12 protein-coding genes are annotated in these 16,294 nt (G+C 56.7%); 6 read left to right on the top strand and 6 right to left on the bottom strand.

Features of this window, described 5'->3' with window-relative positions:
* Positions 1 to 20: 20 nt before the first annotated feature.
* The 3 genes from Poly21_RS28275 to Poly21_RS27345 form a co-directional block, all read right to left on the bottom strand.
* A complete protein-coding gene (locus Poly21_RS28275; RefSeq protein ID WP_146406678.1) occupies positions 21 to 608 on the bottom strand; it encodes a class I SAM-dependent methyltransferase in 588 nt (195 codons plus the stop codon).
* A gap of 207 nt (positions 609 to 815) precedes the next feature.
* Positions 816 to 1,670, bottom strand: a complete 855-nt coding sequence (locus tag Poly21_RS10065) for an N-acyl amino acid synthase FeeM domain-containing protein (RefSeq protein ID WP_302118367.1) — start codon at positions 1,668 to 1,670, stop codon at positions 816 to 818.
* Between the two features lie 531 nt (positions 1,671 to 2,201).
* The gene (locus tag Poly21_RS27345; protein ID WP_302118366.1) at positions 2,202 to 2,330 is read right to left on the bottom strand and encodes a hypothetical protein; all 129 of its coding nucleotides are present in this window, start codon (positions 2,328 to 2,330) and stop codon (positions 2,202 to 2,204) included.
* Between the two features lie 29 nt (positions 2,331 to 2,359).
* Here Poly21_RS27345 and Poly21_RS10060 point away from each other — a divergent pair, with 29 nt between their 5' ends.
* Positions 2,360 to 3,709 (top strand): NTP/NDP exchange transporter, encoded by a 1,350-nt coding sequence (locus Poly21_RS10060; protein ID WP_146406676.1) that lies wholly within the window; start codon positions 2,360 to 2,362, stop codon positions 3,707 to 3,709.
* 171 nt (positions 3,710 to 3,880) lie between these two features.
* Here the strand turns inward: Poly21_RS10060 and Poly21_RS10055 are convergent, their stop codons facing one another.
* Complete coding sequence (locus tag Poly21_RS10055; protein WP_146406675.1) at positions 3,881 to 5,116, bottom strand: NAD(P)/FAD-dependent oxidoreductase; 1,236 nt, start codon at positions 5,114 to 5,116, stop codon at positions 3,881 to 3,883.
* A 46-nt stretch (positions 5,117 to 5,162) separates the two neighbouring features.
* Entirely contained in the window at positions 5,163 to 5,765 is a 603-nt protein-coding gene (locus Poly21_RS10050; protein WP_146406674.1) for a MarR family winged helix-turn-helix transcriptional regulator, read from the bottom strand.
* A 282-nt stretch (positions 5,766 to 6,047) separates the two neighbouring features.
* On the opposite strand from Poly21_RS10050, the gene Poly21_RS10045 reads away from it, so the two are divergent.
* The 5 genes from Poly21_RS10045 (at position 6,048) to Poly21_RS10025 (ending at position 14,814) form a co-directional block, all read left to right on the top strand.
* Positions 6,048 to 7,259, top strand: a complete 1,212-nt coding sequence (locus Poly21_RS10045) for a pseudouridine synthase (RefSeq protein WP_146406673.1) — start codon at positions 6,048 to 6,050, stop codon at positions 7,257 to 7,259.
* Between the two features lie 6 nt (positions 7,260 to 7,265).
* Positions 7,266 to 8,126, top strand: a complete 861-nt coding sequence (locus Poly21_RS10040) for a dihydroorotate dehydrogenase electron transfer subunit (RefSeq protein ID WP_146406672.1) — start codon at positions 7,266 to 7,268, stop codon at positions 8,124 to 8,126.
* A 284-nt stretch (positions 8,127 to 8,410) separates the two neighbouring features.
* Entirely contained in the window at positions 8,411 to 9,466 is a 1,056-nt protein-coding gene (locus Poly21_RS10035) for a glycosyltransferase family 2 protein (RefSeq protein WP_436967494.1), read from the top strand.
* Positions 9,466 to 11,127 (top strand): hypothetical protein, encoded by a 1,662-nt coding sequence (locus tag Poly21_RS10030; protein WP_146406670.1) that lies wholly within the window; start codon positions 9,466 to 9,468, stop codon positions 11,125 to 11,127. Before Poly21_RS10035 ends, Poly21_RS10030 begins: the two co-directional genes overlap by 1 nt.
* A gap of 90 nt (positions 11,128 to 11,217) precedes the next feature.
* Positions 11,218 to 14,814 (top strand): hypothetical protein, encoded by a 3,597-nt coding sequence (locus Poly21_RS10025; RefSeq protein ID WP_302118359.1) that lies wholly within the window; start codon positions 11,218 to 11,220, stop codon positions 14,812 to 14,814.
* A gap of 27 nt (positions 14,815 to 14,841) precedes the next feature.
* Here Poly21_RS10025 and Poly21_RS10020 read toward each other — a convergent pair whose 3' ends face one another.
* Entirely contained in the window at positions 14,842 to 16,293 is a 1,452-nt protein-coding gene (locus Poly21_RS10020) for an MATE family efflux transporter (RefSeq protein WP_146406669.1), read from the bottom strand.
* Position 16,294 lies beyond the last annotated feature (1 nt).

Below are 16,294 nucleotides of genomic sequence, written 5' to 3'. Positions count from 1 at the left end.
CTCATTTGCATCCATTCCAACTACGGCGAAATAGTGAAAAGCCAGTTTTGGCCAGCAAAGGTGTCGGGGAATATTTTACCAGTCCCGATGAATTCTCGTATTTCGTCGGCATTAAAGAAATGATAACTCTGTTTTCTGGCCATCCGTTCTATCAGGATGTTAGGTGCGATGCAGGCAGAGAATCGGACCATATCGAGAACTCCACGTCCTATTGAGACTTGGCTGAGGTGGCTGGCTAATATCCGAGTGCCCCTAGCTGTATGTTTGGGAGATGCCACCACAATGGTACCTTCGCTACGCGTCAGTCTCCGCAACTCCGCTACAAAGTGTCGAGGCGACGAAACTGCGTACATGGCGTTGCTACTGACGATGCAGTCGAATTGCCTGTCTGCGAATGGCAGCCTCTGATTAAAATCCGCAACCTGGGTTTTCAATCCAGGCACGCGGTGCTGGGCTTTTGAGAGCATCTCTGTACTGAAGTCGATGCCGTGTAATTCACACGCCGAATTATGTTGGTGAATCAACTGAAGGAGCGCCCCGCTGCCGCACCCTACATCAAGAATGCTACGTGCATCGTCGGGTATAAGCGAAAGAACGTCCCGAAGCATACTTTGATGTGGGACAAGGTTTTCGACAGATCCATAGACCTTGGCGTACGCGTTCCAGAACCTCACCGGAAACGTTGCGTTCGGGACCTCAGGACGGTTTGGTGCGGTCGCCAATTGTGCCACCTTAAAATGCTGTGTGAGAATTCAAATATCTTCTGCTTGTCATGGCAACTCGGCGTCAGCGAATGCCTTTCGTCGCAATGGTTGCTATACACCCATGCCAGCTGTTGATTTCGCATACAAATTCGCTTGGTCGACGAGCGAATGGCAATAGCTATGCTCGTCTGCGGTGATCGGGCGGGGGTGCATTTCGCTGCGAGGAAATACTCCGTCGAAATAGTAGTCTTGCCAACGCCGGCGATACTTGGATCGATCGTTCACGGCGCCAAGGACTGCCACCCCGGGATTGCCACATACCTGGCGACATTGCACTTCGTCGCCAATCACCTGGAAGCCCATGGCATGCTGATAAAATTTTGCATGGCGAGGATGGACCGTGGCCGCAAGAAAATCCATCCCATGATATCGGGCATAGAAGGTGAGTATCCGGGTCAACTGCCCAAAGACCTCTGCGGGCTTGGGATGCACTGGGTCAACCGCCAGCGAAGTGATTTCGCCAACCCGTCCAATTTCGCGGGCAGCTAATATTTCTCGTTCATAATTATCGCAAATTGGCAGGTCATACCTGCCGTCGCGGACGAGGGTAACAGTTCCGACAATGCGTTCTTGAGCCTCGGCGACAAAGACCTGGGATTGCTCCCAGCGGTGATAGGGCATCATCCGAATGCGACATGCTCCCGCGGTGCAGTCAGCGAGACCCGCTTCCAGATACCGTGTTTGGAGAAGCTCGAACGCGCCGAGAAAGTCGGAGCGTGAGCATGCGAGGCGATACTCGATCTCAGGATCGTCAATGCGTCGCGACGCATTTGATTCAGTTGAGGGAAGACGCCGGACGCCTAAATCAGCCGGCGTCCTGCCCTTTTTTCCGTCCGCACTCCTGATGAATGCCCTAAGTTTAGTGGCGACGCCGCGAACAAGAGTCCTGTCTTCCAGGTTCTGCATAACCAAATTCCCGAGTGTGAATGAAAAGTGGACCGTCGTGCGACATACAAGATACCGTATTGCGGGACAGCGCCGGCCAACTCTCACCCATCATGCCGCTCACTTAGAGGGAAGCGGCCAAGACGAACGGAGCGTAGAAAACGGCAAGATAAGAACCAGTTAGGCGTATTCGTCACATCGGTCGCAGCCAAAATACTCGCTAGCAACTGAGTTGTCGATAGCCAGCGTGAAATAGTGTCCCTTTACTGTACGCTTATGCGCCAATTTACTGACTTAGTTGTCCTGCAGGAGTTGAGTTCGACTACTGTCACTTCCCAACGGTCAACCCCCAATCGGAACTGCGCCACTACCACCCACAAGAAAAAATCAAAGTTGTACAAAATTATTGCTTTTGTAGCCCTGTTGCTTTCGTGTCTGCGGCGGCAACCGATATGCATGTAGTGGAACTGACCAAGGGGCTGTTGGTTGAGTGCGCCGTGACGCGTGAGCGAACTGGCCCGCGACGTTGACCGGTGCCTCATGGTATTCAGCTTACTCTTGCGTCACCCAGGTCGATTCGGTCAGCGGCGTGTCACGGGCTTCGTCAGCGTGGGCAGGTAGTCGAATGTCTGGCTGACTTTCGGTATCGTGGCACCGGATGATCGAAGGTGTTGTTGACATCCGCTACCTTTGGGACGAGTAATAAAACCATGCCAGCTGTTCGCTCCGAGTCATTGCCACCACATGACGGCAATGCATCTGAACGCTGGTGGTCGCGAATCAGGGACGAGGAGCAATGGGCGGTGGCGTGGGCCACGGCCTGGTTTTTCTTCATTTTACTCGGATATCTGATCGTCCGCCCGGTGCGCGAGACGATGGGCAGTGTGGGGTCAACGACGACTCTGCAGTGGCTGATGTTGGCGACATTTGCCATCATGCTGGCGGCGGTGCCTGCTTACTCCTACTTAGTATCCCGGTTGCCGAGGCGGTGGCTCGTCCGCGTGGTCTATCATGTTTTTGCCGCTGCGTTGCTTATTTTTTTCATTCTGATGCGATCGCCCTCTGCGGCACTGCAGGTCTGGACAGCGCGAGCGTTTTTCCTCTGGGTCAACGTCTTCGCCCTGTTTGCTACCAGTGTGTTCTGGAGCGTGTTGGCGGACTTATTTACCAGCAGCCAGGGCAAGCGGCTTTTTGGGATCATCGCTGCCGGTGGTACAGCCGGCGCAATCACCGGTTCGTTGATTACCAGTCAATTGGCAACGCAGTTGTCGACGAGCTCGTTGTTGCTGCTACCCATCCTCATGATCGAATGCGGTTTGTACTGCGCCTGGCGGTTAGAAAGACAGTCGACACGCCTGCGTGACCACCAACGGTCCGTCGACGATGCGCGCATCGCGCCGCCCGATCGCCCCGACACCGCAGGTGGTCTACTGGCCGGCATCACTCATGTTGGCCGGTCACCATACTTATTACTTATCTGCGCGTTCTTGGTGCTGGTGCAAACGTGCGGTACTCAGCTGTATTTCCAGCAAGCTGAAATTGTTTCTGCTGCGTTTGAATCCAAACAGGAGCGAACTCAGCTATTCGCCTACATTGATCTGTCGACACAAATTCTGACGCTATCGATCCAGGTATTTTGTGCCAGTGCGATTTTGCGCAGGTGGGGAGTCAGTATCGCCTTGGCGATCTTACCCATTGTCTATCTAGGTGGCTTCGCGTCACTGGCGATCAGCCAATCACTTGGTGTGCTGGTTATTGTGATGATTGCGACCCGCGCCATCGGCTATGGGGTGACCGTGCCGACGCGAGAAGTGCTGTTCACCGTCGTCAGCCGTGAAGACAAGTACAAGTCGAAAAACTTTATCGACACCGTAGTCCTGCGCGGCGGTGACGCAGTATCCGGGCAAGCATTTGGCGGCCTGCGAGCGTTTGGTGTCAGCCTGACATCGCTGAACCTGATCGCGATCCCCGTGACGATACTTTGGACAGTGATTGCCTGGCGTCTCGGCAAGCAACAGCAGAAGATGGCTGATGAAGCGAGCGGGGGCGGGGTTCGATAAGGACTGGTATCTGGGGAGCCGAAACGCGTGAGCGGCCGGGGCTGGCGGTGTCGCCCGGTGCCTGACGGCACTCGGCTCAATGGTTAATATTCCGAAGTCGATTAGATCCGCAGGGCACGGCGAGGTTTGTGCCGTGCGGAAAAACCTCAAACGTCTCGGCGGCTGACGCGACTAGCTTGCCGCAGACGATTTGGGCTTCATGGTGTCGATATCATCGAAGACCGAATCGAGTTCTGTTTTGAAAAGATCACCGATGAGGAGGTCCGTGACGCTGCCCCGGTGATGTGGAAATCGGCGGATGAACTCGCCGAAATTGAAACCGTCGTAGTATTCACAGACCAGCCTCCGCATGCGATTCATGCCTTCGACATAACCCGCCTCCCATTTGCCCAACTGTGCGCGTGACGTGTCGCCGGATTGCAGGCCTTCGATGATTGCATCGGCGGCGAGTTCGCCTGACTTCAACGCCAGTAGCACGCCGGAGGAGTAGAGCGGGTCGAGGAATCCGAAGGCGTCGCCCACCAACACCCATCCGTCGCCCGCCGCTTGACTGGCACGATAGGTGTAGTCCTTCGTTGCCTTCACCGGAGACATCTGTTCGGCAGAGGCAATCCGTTCTTTCACCGCTGGGCAATTATCCATCTCTTCCGCATAAGTTGCATCGTGAGTGGACCGGCCCTTAAAGAGATAGTCAAAATCGGCAACGACTCCCACGCTGACGATGTCATCTTGCATGGGTATGTACCAGAACCAGCCCTTCTTATCTCGCAAGCTCAAGACAATTGTGGCGCCTTCATCCTTGCCTTCATCTCGATAGGCGCCTTTGAAATAGGTCCAGAGGGCGCCTTTATTCAACGCGGGGTCAGAGATTTTTAATTTAAACTTGTTACCGAGCAGAGCGCTTTGTCCGCTGGCATCAACGACGACTTTCGCACGCAGTTCTTGTGAATTCCCGGACTCGTCTTTCACCTGCACGCCAACTGCACGATCACCTTCAAACATCACGTCGAGAACACGCGCGCCCTCGTGGACGACGACGCCTTGCTCTCGGGCATTGTCGAGCATCATCACGTCAAATTCGCTTCGCTGAATTTGCCAGGTCTGGGAACATTCGTGCGGCTTGTTGTCATGAAAATAAAAGGGCGCCGAATGCTTGCCCGACGGACTGACGAACTGCACGCTGTACTTTTTGATAAAGCTACTCGACTTCATCCGATCGAGCATGCCCAATCGCTTTAAAACCCAATAGGTCTCTGGGATCAGCGACTCGCCAATGTGGTACCGCGGAAAATGCTCTCGCTCCAATAGCGTGACCCGATAGCCTTGCTGGGCGATCAGCGTCGAAACGGTCGCGCCGGACGGCCCGCCGCCAATGACGACCACATCTGGAGATTCATCAACGTTCATGTTCAGTTTCCTGTGGGTACTGGGATGGTGCGAAACGCGATCGCGGTTACTCATCGACGAAAGATGGGCTGGACGCACTTTCATGCGGCTGACGGGCCTGCTTGAGTAGCTCGGTTAACTCCCGCAACTGTGTCTTGCTCATGTGCCCCAACTGCCGTTGATGGCACTCTTGTACGGATCGGTGAATCTCTTCGAGAAGATTTGTCCCCGCCGATGTGATGCGTACTGCAACCACGCGGCGATTCTCAGGTCGCCGCTCCCGACTAAGCAAACCTCGCTTCTCGAGGCGATCAAGTAAGCGAGTCATGTCCGGCGCTCGCGAGATGAGGCGACCACCCAAAGTCAGCGTCGGCATGGCATCGGGATGAACAGATCGCAGAAGTCGCAATGTATTGTACTGCTGGGCGGATAGCCCCACGGTCCCGAACACCTCGTCCTCGAGCAACTTCAGGCGGTCGTAGGTCTGCCATAGGTTCAGGTACGTCTCCTGCTCCAGGGAGTCAAAGCGTTGGCTGGACGTGCCCCCACGTCGTCCGGGCGCGACCCCGCTTCGGCTGGGCGGGGCCGTTGGTCGGCTAGGCGGGGCCGCTGGTCGGCTGGACTTGGCCACAGGTTGGCTGGGCTTGGCCACTGGGGATAGCTTGCTCATCCCATCTTGATACACGTTTCAACAACTGTCGTCAAGACATGTGTTTGGGCAAGATTGATTGCGGGCGCCTCGGGGGTGGCATCCGGCGCGGGAGCATTGCGATCGGTAAGACGCGCCCACTGCGACAAATGGGTATGGGCTGCTAAACTAATGTGAAAAACCAGCTGGGTAGACGGTTCATTCACCTCGTCGTTGGCGATTAGCGGAGAAAACCGCACGCCATGTCCTCCCCGCTGCTTCCTTCCACCGCTCGTCACTCGCTCGCCCCTGAAGTTTGCTGCTATGCCTCGTCAACCCGCTCCTCGCAAGCAGTCAACCCGACGCGCGAAGTCGGCGTCCCCGCGTCCCCAGGCGACCGATGCGGCCAAGCGACTGAATCAGCTGCTCGCCTCGGCAGGGTTGGGCAGTCGTCGTCACTGCGAAGATTTGATTCGCGAGGGACGCGTCGACATCGATGGTCAGATCGTGACTCAGCTCGGCGTCACAGTAGACCCAACATTGCAGAAGGTGCGCGTCGATGGCGTGCCGCTGAAGCCGCAAAAGCTCGTTTATTATGCGGTGCACAAGCCCAACGGAGTCGTATCCACCAATTCGGACCCGCAAGGCCGACCGCGAGTAGTTGATCTGGTACCGCCCACCCAACGGGTTTATCCAGTGGGTCGGCTCGACCGCACTAGCGACGGGCTGATCCTGCTGACGAATGACGGCGACCTTGCTCAGTCGTTGGCTCATCCGAAGTTCGGTGTTCAGAAAATATATCGAGTGACCGTGGCTGGCGAAGTCCGTCCTGAAACGATGCGGAAGATGCGTGAGGGGATTTACATCGCCGAAGGGCTGGTTCGCGTCGATGGCGCGAAGATTATCAAAGCGAAGAAGAAGGCGACGGATATGGAGATCCGATTGCGAGAGGGCAAGAACCGCGAGATTCGCCGAATATTGGCAAAATTCGGTCACAAGGTGCAAACGTTGCGACGAATCGCGATCGGTCCGCTACGGTTGGGCGATATGCCTGCCGGGGCATACCGCAATTTGACTCGCGCCGAAATTGACAAGCTGCACGCGATTGCGGCCCAGGCCGCTGCTGCTCCACCAGAAAAACCAACCGCCGAACAGGCCGCTGGGCGTGGCGGCACGGACGGACGCGGCCCGGGTGTCGGTAAACCTCGAGACCTGAAACCGGCAGGCAAGAAGGCTGGCAAGGCAAGTACACGCTCGGCGAAGAAGACCGGAGGTGCAGCGGACACTCGAACCGAGAATCGACGGCCGGTGAAATCGACCCGACGCCCCACCAAGCTACCCCAACGCGATAAGAATCGAATTGGCACGATCATTGTCGGTGACGAGGTGATTGCCGAAGTGCCGCAAGAAAAACCAAAGAGCAAGACGAAGCAGCGTTCGGCGAACGTGAAAGGCTCCAGGCAACGCACGGGACGTGGCTTTGGCAAAGCCGAGAAAACGAGCAAATCAACTGGCAAACGCAAAGGAAAGCGATAATCCACGATGGCTACTCTGCATGCAAAACACTACGCCGATGCGATCGAGCACGTAGAGTGCTCGCTGCTGGTCAATCAACAAGTTGCTGAGAACACTTTTTTACTGCGTGTGCATGCACCGGCAATCGCGGCAACGGCGAAGCCCGGTCAATTCGTGATGATCCGTCTGGCGGGTTTGGATGCGCCGCTGATTGGGCGCGCGTTTGCTATCTACGACGTGCATCCGGCTCCGGGCAGTAACGATGCGGGATCCATCGATCTGATCTATCTTCGCAAAGGTGCGTTGACGAGACCGTTGTCCGACGCCCCTGTGGGTACCAAGGTTTCCCTGTGGGGGCCCCTCGGCAATGCATTCCGCAACGACCCTTGCGAGCGGTTGATCATGGCGGTGGGTGGGATCGGCCAAACACCGATGCTGATGGTAGGCCGCGATGCGTTGACCACCGGCTGGGCACGTCACGCGGAGATCATCTATGGTGCTCGGCGAGCCTCCCTTCTGGCGGGAGTCGATGATTTCCGCAGCGCCGGTTTTGACGTGACGACCTGCACTGACGACGGATCCGAGGGGCAACGAGCCCTGGTCCCGGATGTTTTGGCCCAGCGGCTCGACGACTTGCAGCAACAATCGCCTGGTATCAAGATCCGCGTGCTAACCTGTGGCCCCGAGATCATGATGCAAAAAGTGGCGGAGGTCGGCGCTGCTCGCGATGTGGACGTTCAGGTATCGATGGAGACCCCCATGGCATGCGGAATCGGCATCTGTTTTTCCTGCGTGGCTAAGGTAATCCAAGCGGACGGCCAGTGGGACTATAAACGAACATGCGTCGATGGCCCAATCTTTGATGCAGAGCAGTTGCACTGGAGCTAAAGTAGAGGGCACTCGAGCGGCGTTGAGTACGTGTACTGACTGAGCGTTAACGAAACGAGGGCTGAACGTTCGGACCTTTCCGAGTGCCACGCGTCCGCAGGCCGGAAAGAGTGAGTCCTCTCCTGCCATCTATCCAGAGAATGTCGATGAACACACAAACCGATCAGCCATGGGTGGCACAGGATGCCGTTGTGATGAAAAGCCATCCGGCCGAGCCAAAATCGCAGAGCTATCCGAGCCAGCTACCTGCGTGGGTTCCGGACCTGTCGATCGTCATTCCCGCCATGAATGAAGAGGAATCGCTAGGCACGTTGCACGAGCGATTGCTCGACGTCTGCAAACGGGCCAAGCAGCGTGTCGAGATCATTTTTATTGACGACGGCTCAACCGATTCCACATGGCTGCGGATGCAGTCTCTCGCGGCCCAACACGCGGGAACGAAAGCGATTCGGTTGCGAAGAAATTTTGGCAAGGCGGCTGCCCTGAGCGCAGGATTCTCGATCGCGCGCGGCAATGTCGTGGTCACGATGGACGCGGACTTGCAAGATGATCCGGAGGAAATCCCTCGCTTTCTACAGTCGCTCGATGAAAATTCCCTGGACGTCGTAAGCGGTTGGAAACGCGTTCGCCATGATCCCTGGCACAAGGTGTTTCCCAGTCGGGTATTCAACGCCATGGTTAGCGGGCTGACCGGAGTTCGATTGCACGACCATAACTGCGGCTTCAAAGCGTACCGGCATGACGTGCTTGGCGAAGTCGATTTGTATGGAGAGCGGCACCGGTTCATTCCCGTCCTCGCCGCGGCGCGGGGGTGGAGGGTGGGTGAGATCGAAGTGCTGCACCATCCCCGCGTGCACGGTCAATCCAAGTATGGTTTGTCCCGGCTGGGGAAAGGCTTTCTCGATCTGATGAGCATCTATCTACTGACCGGCTATGCACGGCGTCCCCTGCACTTGATTGGATCGGCGGGACTGCTGTGTTTTGCCGCCGGGTCCATTGGCATGATCTACTTGAGCATTATGTGGGTGCTGACTCGTCTCGGTGACGGTGAGGCGTTGCATCTGCATGCCACGGCAGTATTTTACTACTGCATTCTGGCGGTACTGCTGGGGGCACAGTGTGTCTTGGCGGGATTGATCGCAGAGCTGATCGTGTCCGTTTCGGCGGCCCGTGATCGTTCATTGCAATCAATGCAAGGCGGGCGGTTGCCTGCGGGCGTCGATACGCCGACGGCGAGTTTTTCGCGACCATCTGTTCTGTACAGCGTGTCAGAGCTGGCGGGCTTTGACGCGGCCGACGGGCCCTCTGGCGATGACCATGCAACCGCAGGCACACGTTAATGCAGAAACACGAGAAACCGCGAAGCCAGCGATTGGAAATGCATGGAATTCTGATCGTGATAGCGCTCACTTTGGTAGCTGGCCGGATTGCCACTGTGATCAACCCGGAGGGTGATGCTGCATTTTTGAGTGCCAATGACCGCAGTCGCTGGGTGAGCGTTGCGGCGTTAGTGGAGAAGCACACTTTTGAAATTGATGAGTTGATCTCGATTCGAACCGCGCGAGGTCATTACTTGTGGAACACGATCGACAAGGTGCGTCATATCGGATCCGATGGCCGATTGCACTACTACAGTAGCAAGCCAACGCTGCTCACAACGATGGTCGCCGGCGTGTATTGGGGGGTGCACAAGGTCACCGGGCTCAAGCTGACCGAGCATCCGATTTACATGACACGGCTACTGCTGCTATTGATCAATTTGCCGCTGCTAGCCCTGTTCCTTGTCACGATGACGCTTAGCATTGAATTGTCGAGCGCTGCTGATTTCGCAAAACGCATCGCCGTCATTTGCAGTTGCTTCGCGACCATGCTGACGCCGTTCGCGATCTCACTGAACAATCACTTGTTCGCTGCTGCGGCTACCTCATTAACGCTCTATCTATATCTTCGTGCCACTGAGAAAATTTTTGATTCTTTCGCGGGTTTGACCTACCGACCAACATTCCTGCCCTGGGCCGTCGCGGGTGCATCGGCTGCCTTCGCGGTCGCATGTGAGCTACCCGCACTCTCGATGTTCGTCCTGTGGGCGGTGCTCTTCGGACTCCTCGCACGACGCAGCATCGTCGGATTCTCGCTAGGCGCCGCAGTGGTGGCCATCGGTATTTTTGGCACGAATTACTGGGCACACGATACGTGGAAGACCCCGTACGCTCACCGCAACGACGGTGCGGTGATCGACCAGTTTTCGTGGTCAGGCCCCAGTCCTGGGGACGGCCAACACGAAACGAACACATCTTTGGAGCGTGAACTTCGCCAGCTGAACTCAATCGCCGACGCCGAGTCAATATCAATGCGTCGTCTGGGTGCAGGTCAGAGCAACGGCGAGGGCGGTTTCGAAGTGATCGCTGAGTTTGATGGTGAAAAGCAATCCGTTCAGCGACAGTGGAAGGTTCGCAGGGAGACCAATGAGCCGAAGGGGAACTGGGAGCTCGTTGAATGGGACGATTGGTACGACTACCCCGGGAGCTACTGGCGAACGGGTCAGCGTGCGGGCGTGGATCGTGGTGAGCCAAGCCGCGTCGCTTACGCGTTCCAGGCAAGCCTGGGGTACTACGGACTCTTCTCGTTGACGCCAATTTGGCTGCTGGTACCGGCCGGACTCTGGCAACGAATCACCAGCGGGCCACGCGATCGACGGTATCTAGCAGCTGCGATCTTGCTGTCCAGCCTGGTTTGCTTTGCATTTTATGTTGCCCGCCCCGAGATTGACCGTAACTACGGGGGAGTTAGCGTTTGTTTTCGCTGGATGCTGTGGTTCACCCCCCTATGGGTCTACGCAATCGTCACGAAAATCGACCGGTGCGGTGAAACGGGACGAGGCCGCCTGCTGATCGTCGGACTCATGGCAGCCAGTATTTTTTCTGTCGCAACGAGCCTGGATTCGCCCTGGCAGAATCCCTGGCTGTATCGGTTTGCGTCGTTTTTGCACTGGATAAGCTAGCAGTCCGGCAGCTAGTATTCCTTACATCCCGGCAGGACATTCATCCGGTCGATATCTGAAACAGTTGCTCTCACGGATGAGACGCCTGCGTTGACGACACAGGACTCCCATGCACGCCCAGTCACCGGCCGCAAACGTCTGCAAACGTTGTTGGTATTGGTATTGGTATGCCTGACGATCGTGATTGTCGTCCGCACTCTTGGGCCGCAAACCATTGGGGAGCAAGCACGACGTATTTTTGAAAAGCAGCTCGCCGACCATTACCAGGAATGGGACGTCTCGGTAGGCCGTGGTGTCTATCGCCCCGGCGTGGGATTGCAATTTGATGACATCCGACTTTCGCCACGAGTTTCACCAGACCAAGCAGCGCGTAGCGGCAAGAGCCGTGCTGCGGCAATCGGCGAGTCCCTGATTAAAAAATGGAGTAGCCGGCCCGCGGTGGAGATCAAGCGGATTACCGCGTTCGCCGAAATAGACGTCCAGAAACTGCTCGATCAGCGCAATCCAGTGGAGACGCGTCGAATTGTCATTGAGGGTGTCGCCGCCGACGTGCGACTGCAGTCCGATGGCAAGCTATCACTGGCCGGTTTGTGGCCGCCACCTCGACTCGGTCCAGTTTGCCCGCGCATCGAGCTTAGGGAAGTTCGGGTGAACCTATCTGTGGCCCCCAAAGCGGACGCCCCGATGCCAGGTGCGATCAATTTGCCTCTCCCGGCTGATGCGCGTTCGAACGACCAAGATCAGACTCTCACGTTCCATTGGTCTGAAGTGGCGATCGACACGACCGATGAGATCCTTGGAATTTGCGATGGGAGCCGAAAAATTGCCATTCGTGGCGATAGCGACTTGTATCGCCGTTGCGACTTAGAAATCTTGCAGACGTTGCAGCACGGCGAGCTCATTCAGACGCGCCTCAAGTCACGCATCTCAGACCTGCGTCTGACCGATGGACTGTTAGCACACGTTGAAACATGGCTGCCGCAACGCCTGCCCGTAGACGCTCAGTTCAGCGTCGCAGGCGATTTGAATGTGCAGTTTCAGCTGGGCACGATGCCTGATGGTGACCATCCCTCGAATCCGAACTCGCTCCAGTACGATGTCGACTATGTGGTGCGGGACGGCGGTTACGCGGACAAGCGTTTACCAGACCGCTTTGAACAACTTCGCGGTCGCGTGCACCTGACGGAGCAAAAGCTCGAACTGCTCCCCACCGAGGCACGGTTTGGAGATGCGACCTGTCATGTTGAGGCGTCGAGTGACCTCGATATCGCTATTGCAAATTCAGATTCGGTGACCTCAAGCTATTTAGAGCGACTACAGGAACGGTCTGACTTCGTGTCACTTCCGCTAGGCGACTCGCGCCTGATCGCGAAGCTGACGAACTGTAAATTTAGAATCTCCGCGAAAGAATTGCAGCTCAATGAAGGACTCAGACGTTCGCTGCCCGCGAAAAGCTGCGAGCTATTTGATCGTTTTCGGCCTGCTGGTCGAATCGACCTCACGGCCGAACAGTTCCACAGCAACCCTTTGAACGACGAGCCTTGGGAGCTCCAGGCCCACGTGCAGTGCAAGGGTGTGGATGTTCGATTCGATAAGTTTCCCTACCCGGTGCAGCAGCTACGTGGGGAGATCCGAATTGCCAATGGCAGGGTCGACACCCGGCGGCTGACCGGCGTGGCAGGTGGACGGCCTATCCACTGCGTCTTCAATGTCCCAATGAAGGAGGGCACTGTCCTCGCCAGTTCACCAGAAAAGTCCATCGTGATTCAGTCCGACGGAGCAATCGCAATCGACAACGCATTGATCTCGGCCCTGACTGAACGGGAATTCTCAGGCGGGAAAACAACGTCTCCTGGATCGGGGTCATCCAAGCTTGAACAGTTTGTTCGATCGCTCCAACCGCGAGGGGCCATCGAACTCGCGTCCGCCTCTATCAGAACGGACGCCGCAGGGGTCACCCACCGGCAAATTGACCTGCGCGTCATTGGTGGCACCCTCCGATACACGAACTTCGCGTATCCGCTTTATAACGTTGCTGGTCGCATTCAAGTCGAAGACGATCTCGTGCGATTAATTGGGTTTACCGCTAATAACGCGGGGGCAGCCAAAATTGCATGTGACGGTCTCTATCAGATGCCGGCACGGCAATCGCCATCGGAATTGAGTTTGCGGTTCCGCGTCGCCGATTTAGCGATGGAACATTCCCTCCGCGTCTCACTACCAGAATCGTCTCGTTCGGTTTGGGATGCGCTGTCTCCTGCAGGCACGCTCGACAAACTCGACGTCCAGATACATCAGTCCGGCGGCAACCCGCTTGAATTGTCACTCGATGCCTCCCATCAGACGGAAGCTCGCGCAAACCCGAACCCGCTGAGTATCCGCCCCAAAGCGATCCCCTACCGAATTGATATCGTCGGCGGGAGGGTGGGTTATCACGATGGGGTGGTCCGTATCGTGGATTTGCGAGGTCGCCACGACGCCTCGCGTTTAATCGCCGACGGTGTATGCCAGGCTGAACCATCGGGACAATGGTTACTGACGATGGACTTGCAGAGTGGCTGCCGACTGATTCCCGATGATGAGCTGATCGCTGCGCTGCCGGAGCAGATGAGTTGGGCCATGCGCGGGCTCGATCTCCGTGGGCCACTGGGATTGCGAGGGGTCACTAACATTCTGCTGGCTCAAACTGAGTCCGACGATCCTGTCATCAATTGGGATCTCGCACTGCAGCTCGAAGGAAATCGGATTGCCGACGTAGGGCCGGTTCACTCCCTACGCGGTGAGATCATGATTCGTGGAATTAAAGACGGTGAGCTGCTGCGGGCCGGCGGCGAGCTCGCCGTGGATTCGCTACATGCGTATGGGTTACAGGTCACCTCCTTGACAGGGCCATTTTCAATCCTGGGTGATGAACTGCGGCTGGGAACGCTGGCCAGCGACATTGACCCTGTCTCAGGGCTGCCGCTGACCGCGAGCGGCCAACTGCAACGTGGCGGTGCCACCGATGCGATTGCACAGTCCACTCGCCCCCCCATTTCTGGAAGTATGTTTGACGGAAAGCTCGACGTCAGTGGCACGGTCGCACTGTCCAGTGGCGACTTCGACGTGGGGGTTTCCATGGAAAATGCTCAGATCGCAACGATTCTCTCCGAGATGGGTCAGACACGCTCGGGAATTACTGGTCGGTTCGATTCCAACTCGCGTCTGGATGGGCGGCTCGGTGATTCGGACTTGCTCAAAGGTGCCGGCACCGCACGGGTCAGCGGTGCCAATATCTACGAGCTACCGATGCTGGTGCAGTTTTTCAACCTCCTGCGCATCACTCCCACCGAAGACGTCGCCTTCACCGACGCCCAATCGGAATTCGCCATCTTTGGCGAGGACGTGAATTTCAACCGCTTGTCGGTATGGGGAGACCTGATCGCTTTGGATGGAAGTGGAACTCTTTCACGACTGGAACATCTCGACCTAACATTCAATACGAAGGTCAGTCCGACTAACTTGTTCAGCAAAGTCATCAGTCCGCTCCGCGATAACCGCTATACATTTTTCACGGTCGAAGTGGACGGACCGATCTCCGCACCCACGATTCAACGCCGCACCCTCAGTGGAGTCAGCCAAACGCTGGAGTCTTGGTTCCCAAGCATGATTCGCTCCACCACGGCCGAAGCCTCAACGCTGCGTTAGGGCATGACAAGGTTTGAGCAAGCTCGCTCAAACCATTCGCATCTTTTTCCAAGAGCCCTGCAGATATCTCGCCGTCATGGCAGCGGCTAACAGGACGACAAATGCGGTGATGACCTTCCACCACCAGTACAGCACTGCCGATACCGACGCGGACATCGAGCCAAACTCGGCCGCCCCCGTCGAGGCGTTCTCGCCCCACAAAGCGGGTTGCCATGCCGGCTCCCATGCAAACCCAATCGTCAAGGTGATCACCGAAACGCACAGTCCAGCGAGCAGCACGAACCACGTATCTCCGGCCCCCCGAAGTGCGCCGGCGAGAATCAGCTGAGTCGCATCGAGGAGTACGTAAATGGCAACAAAACCCAGCAGCCCCTGGGCCGTTTGTAAAGCCAGCTTCGCGTCGTGAGGGATCGTCGTCGCAGCCGGATTGATCGAATACAACGAAATCATGGTCTCAGCGCCAAACCAGTAGATCAATGCCCAGGCAGCCGAATAGGCCCAGGCAATTGTCAACGCCGCCCACACACAACGGACGGCCCGCGCCGGACCACTGCCAACCAAGTGATTACCCACCAATACCGAAACGGCGATCGACAAACCTACCAACGGAATGAAGGCGATCATATTAAAATTAATTGCCATGGTCGTCGCCTGCAGCGGCACATCACCAAGGCGACCGATCATTAACACGATCACTGTGAACGCCCCCGCCTCGGTCGCGTACATCAGCCCCGCCGGAAACCCAAAGTAGATCAACCTCGCCATCATGCGGCGATCCAGCCCCAATCCTCGCGCGATACCGTAAGTCGACCGAAATTGGGGTCTTAGCAAGATCACTCCATAGCAAACCGCTTTGAACCAAAACGATATCACGCTCGCGATCCCTGCCCCCGCGATCCCAAGTTCCCATACCCGAGGCCCCTCTCCGCCCCACCACGCCGGATCGAGCCCAAAGATCAGAACGCAATCCAGGACCAGATTGACGAGTCCCGAAATGATGCTGACGACCGCGATCGTGCGAGTGCGGTGCGTGCCACTGAAAAATCCCGATAGAGCGGTCTGCAGGACTTCACCGGCACCTCCCCACATCAGAATCTGAAAGTAAATTGTCTCTGCGGGAATCAATGAAGGTGCTTGATCGGTCCAGCGAAACAGTGGCTCGGCATAATAACCCGCCAGTAAAAACAGCGGCATCGTCGCCAGCGAAAACCAAACGGATTGCCATAGCATCCCGCCGATCCGATCACGCTGCTCCGCACCCACGTATTGACTGGCGATGGCGCCGGTCATGGACGCAATACCAACGAACACGCAGATCGAAACCCAGAACAGGTTTCCCGCCGCCATGGCAGCGCCCATCTCGGCGGGCTCATGCTGGAAAAGCAGTGTACGGTCAGCAAACAACACGAGCGAAAACATGCCCGTGCTAATCATCAGTGGTACCGCGACCCGCAGCACTTCGGTATACGCAGAACGCATT

It is taken from the genome of Allorhodopirellula heiligendammensis (genome assembly GCF_007860105.1).
Classification (GTDB): domain Bacteria; phylum Planctomycetota; class Planctomycetia; order Pirellulales; family Pirellulaceae; genus Rhodopirellula; species Rhodopirellula heiligendammensis.
Note: the sequence above shows the minus strand (reverse complement) of the source record. Positions and strands in the feature narration are given on the sequence as shown.

Excerpts from the sequence above, each read along its gene's own strand:
- Poly21_RS10060 (WP_146406676.1), top strand. The coding sequence starts at position 2,360 with ATGCCAGCTGTTCGCTCCGAGTCATTGCCACCACATGACGGCAATGCA.
- Poly21_RS10045 (WP_146406673.1), top strand. The coding sequence starts at position 6,048 with ATGCCTCGTCAACCCGCTCCTCGCAAGCAGTCAACCCGACGCGCGAAG.
- Poly21_RS10030 (WP_146406670.1), top strand. The coding sequence starts at position 9,466 with ATGCAGAAACACGAGAAACCGCGAAGCCAGCGATTGGAAATGCATGGA.
- Poly21_RS10040 (WP_146406672.1), top strand. The coding sequence starts at position 7,266 with ATGGCTACTCTGCATGCAAAACACTACGCCGATGCGATCGAGCACGTA.
- Poly21_RS27345 (WP_302118366.1), bottom strand. The coding sequence starts at position 2,330 with ATGTCAACAACACCTTCGATCATCCGGTGCCACGATACCGAAAGTCAG.
- Poly21_RS10065 (WP_302118367.1), bottom strand. The coding sequence starts at position 1,670 with ATGCAGAACCTGGAAGACAGGACTCTTGTTCGCGGCGTCGCCACTAAA.
- Poly21_RS10050 (WP_146406674.1), bottom strand. The coding sequence starts at position 5,765 with ATGAGCAAGCTATCCCCAGTGGCCAAGCCCAGCCAACCTGTGGCCAAG.
- Poly21_RS28275 (WP_146406678.1), bottom strand. The coding sequence starts at position 608 with ATGCTTCGGGACGTTCTTTCGCTTATACCCGACGATGCACGTAGCATT.
- Poly21_RS10035 (WP_436967494.1), top strand. The coding sequence starts at position 8,411 with ATGAATGAAGAGGAATCGCTAGGCACGTTGCACGAGCGATTGCTCGAC.
- Poly21_RS10055 (WP_146406675.1), bottom strand. The coding sequence starts at position 5,116 with ATGAACGTTGATGAATCTCCAGATGTGGTCGTCATTGGCGGCGGGCCG.
- Poly21_RS10020 (WP_146406669.1), bottom strand. The coding sequence starts at position 16,293 with ATGCGTTCTGCGTATACCGAAGTGCTGCGGGTCGCGGTACCACTGATG.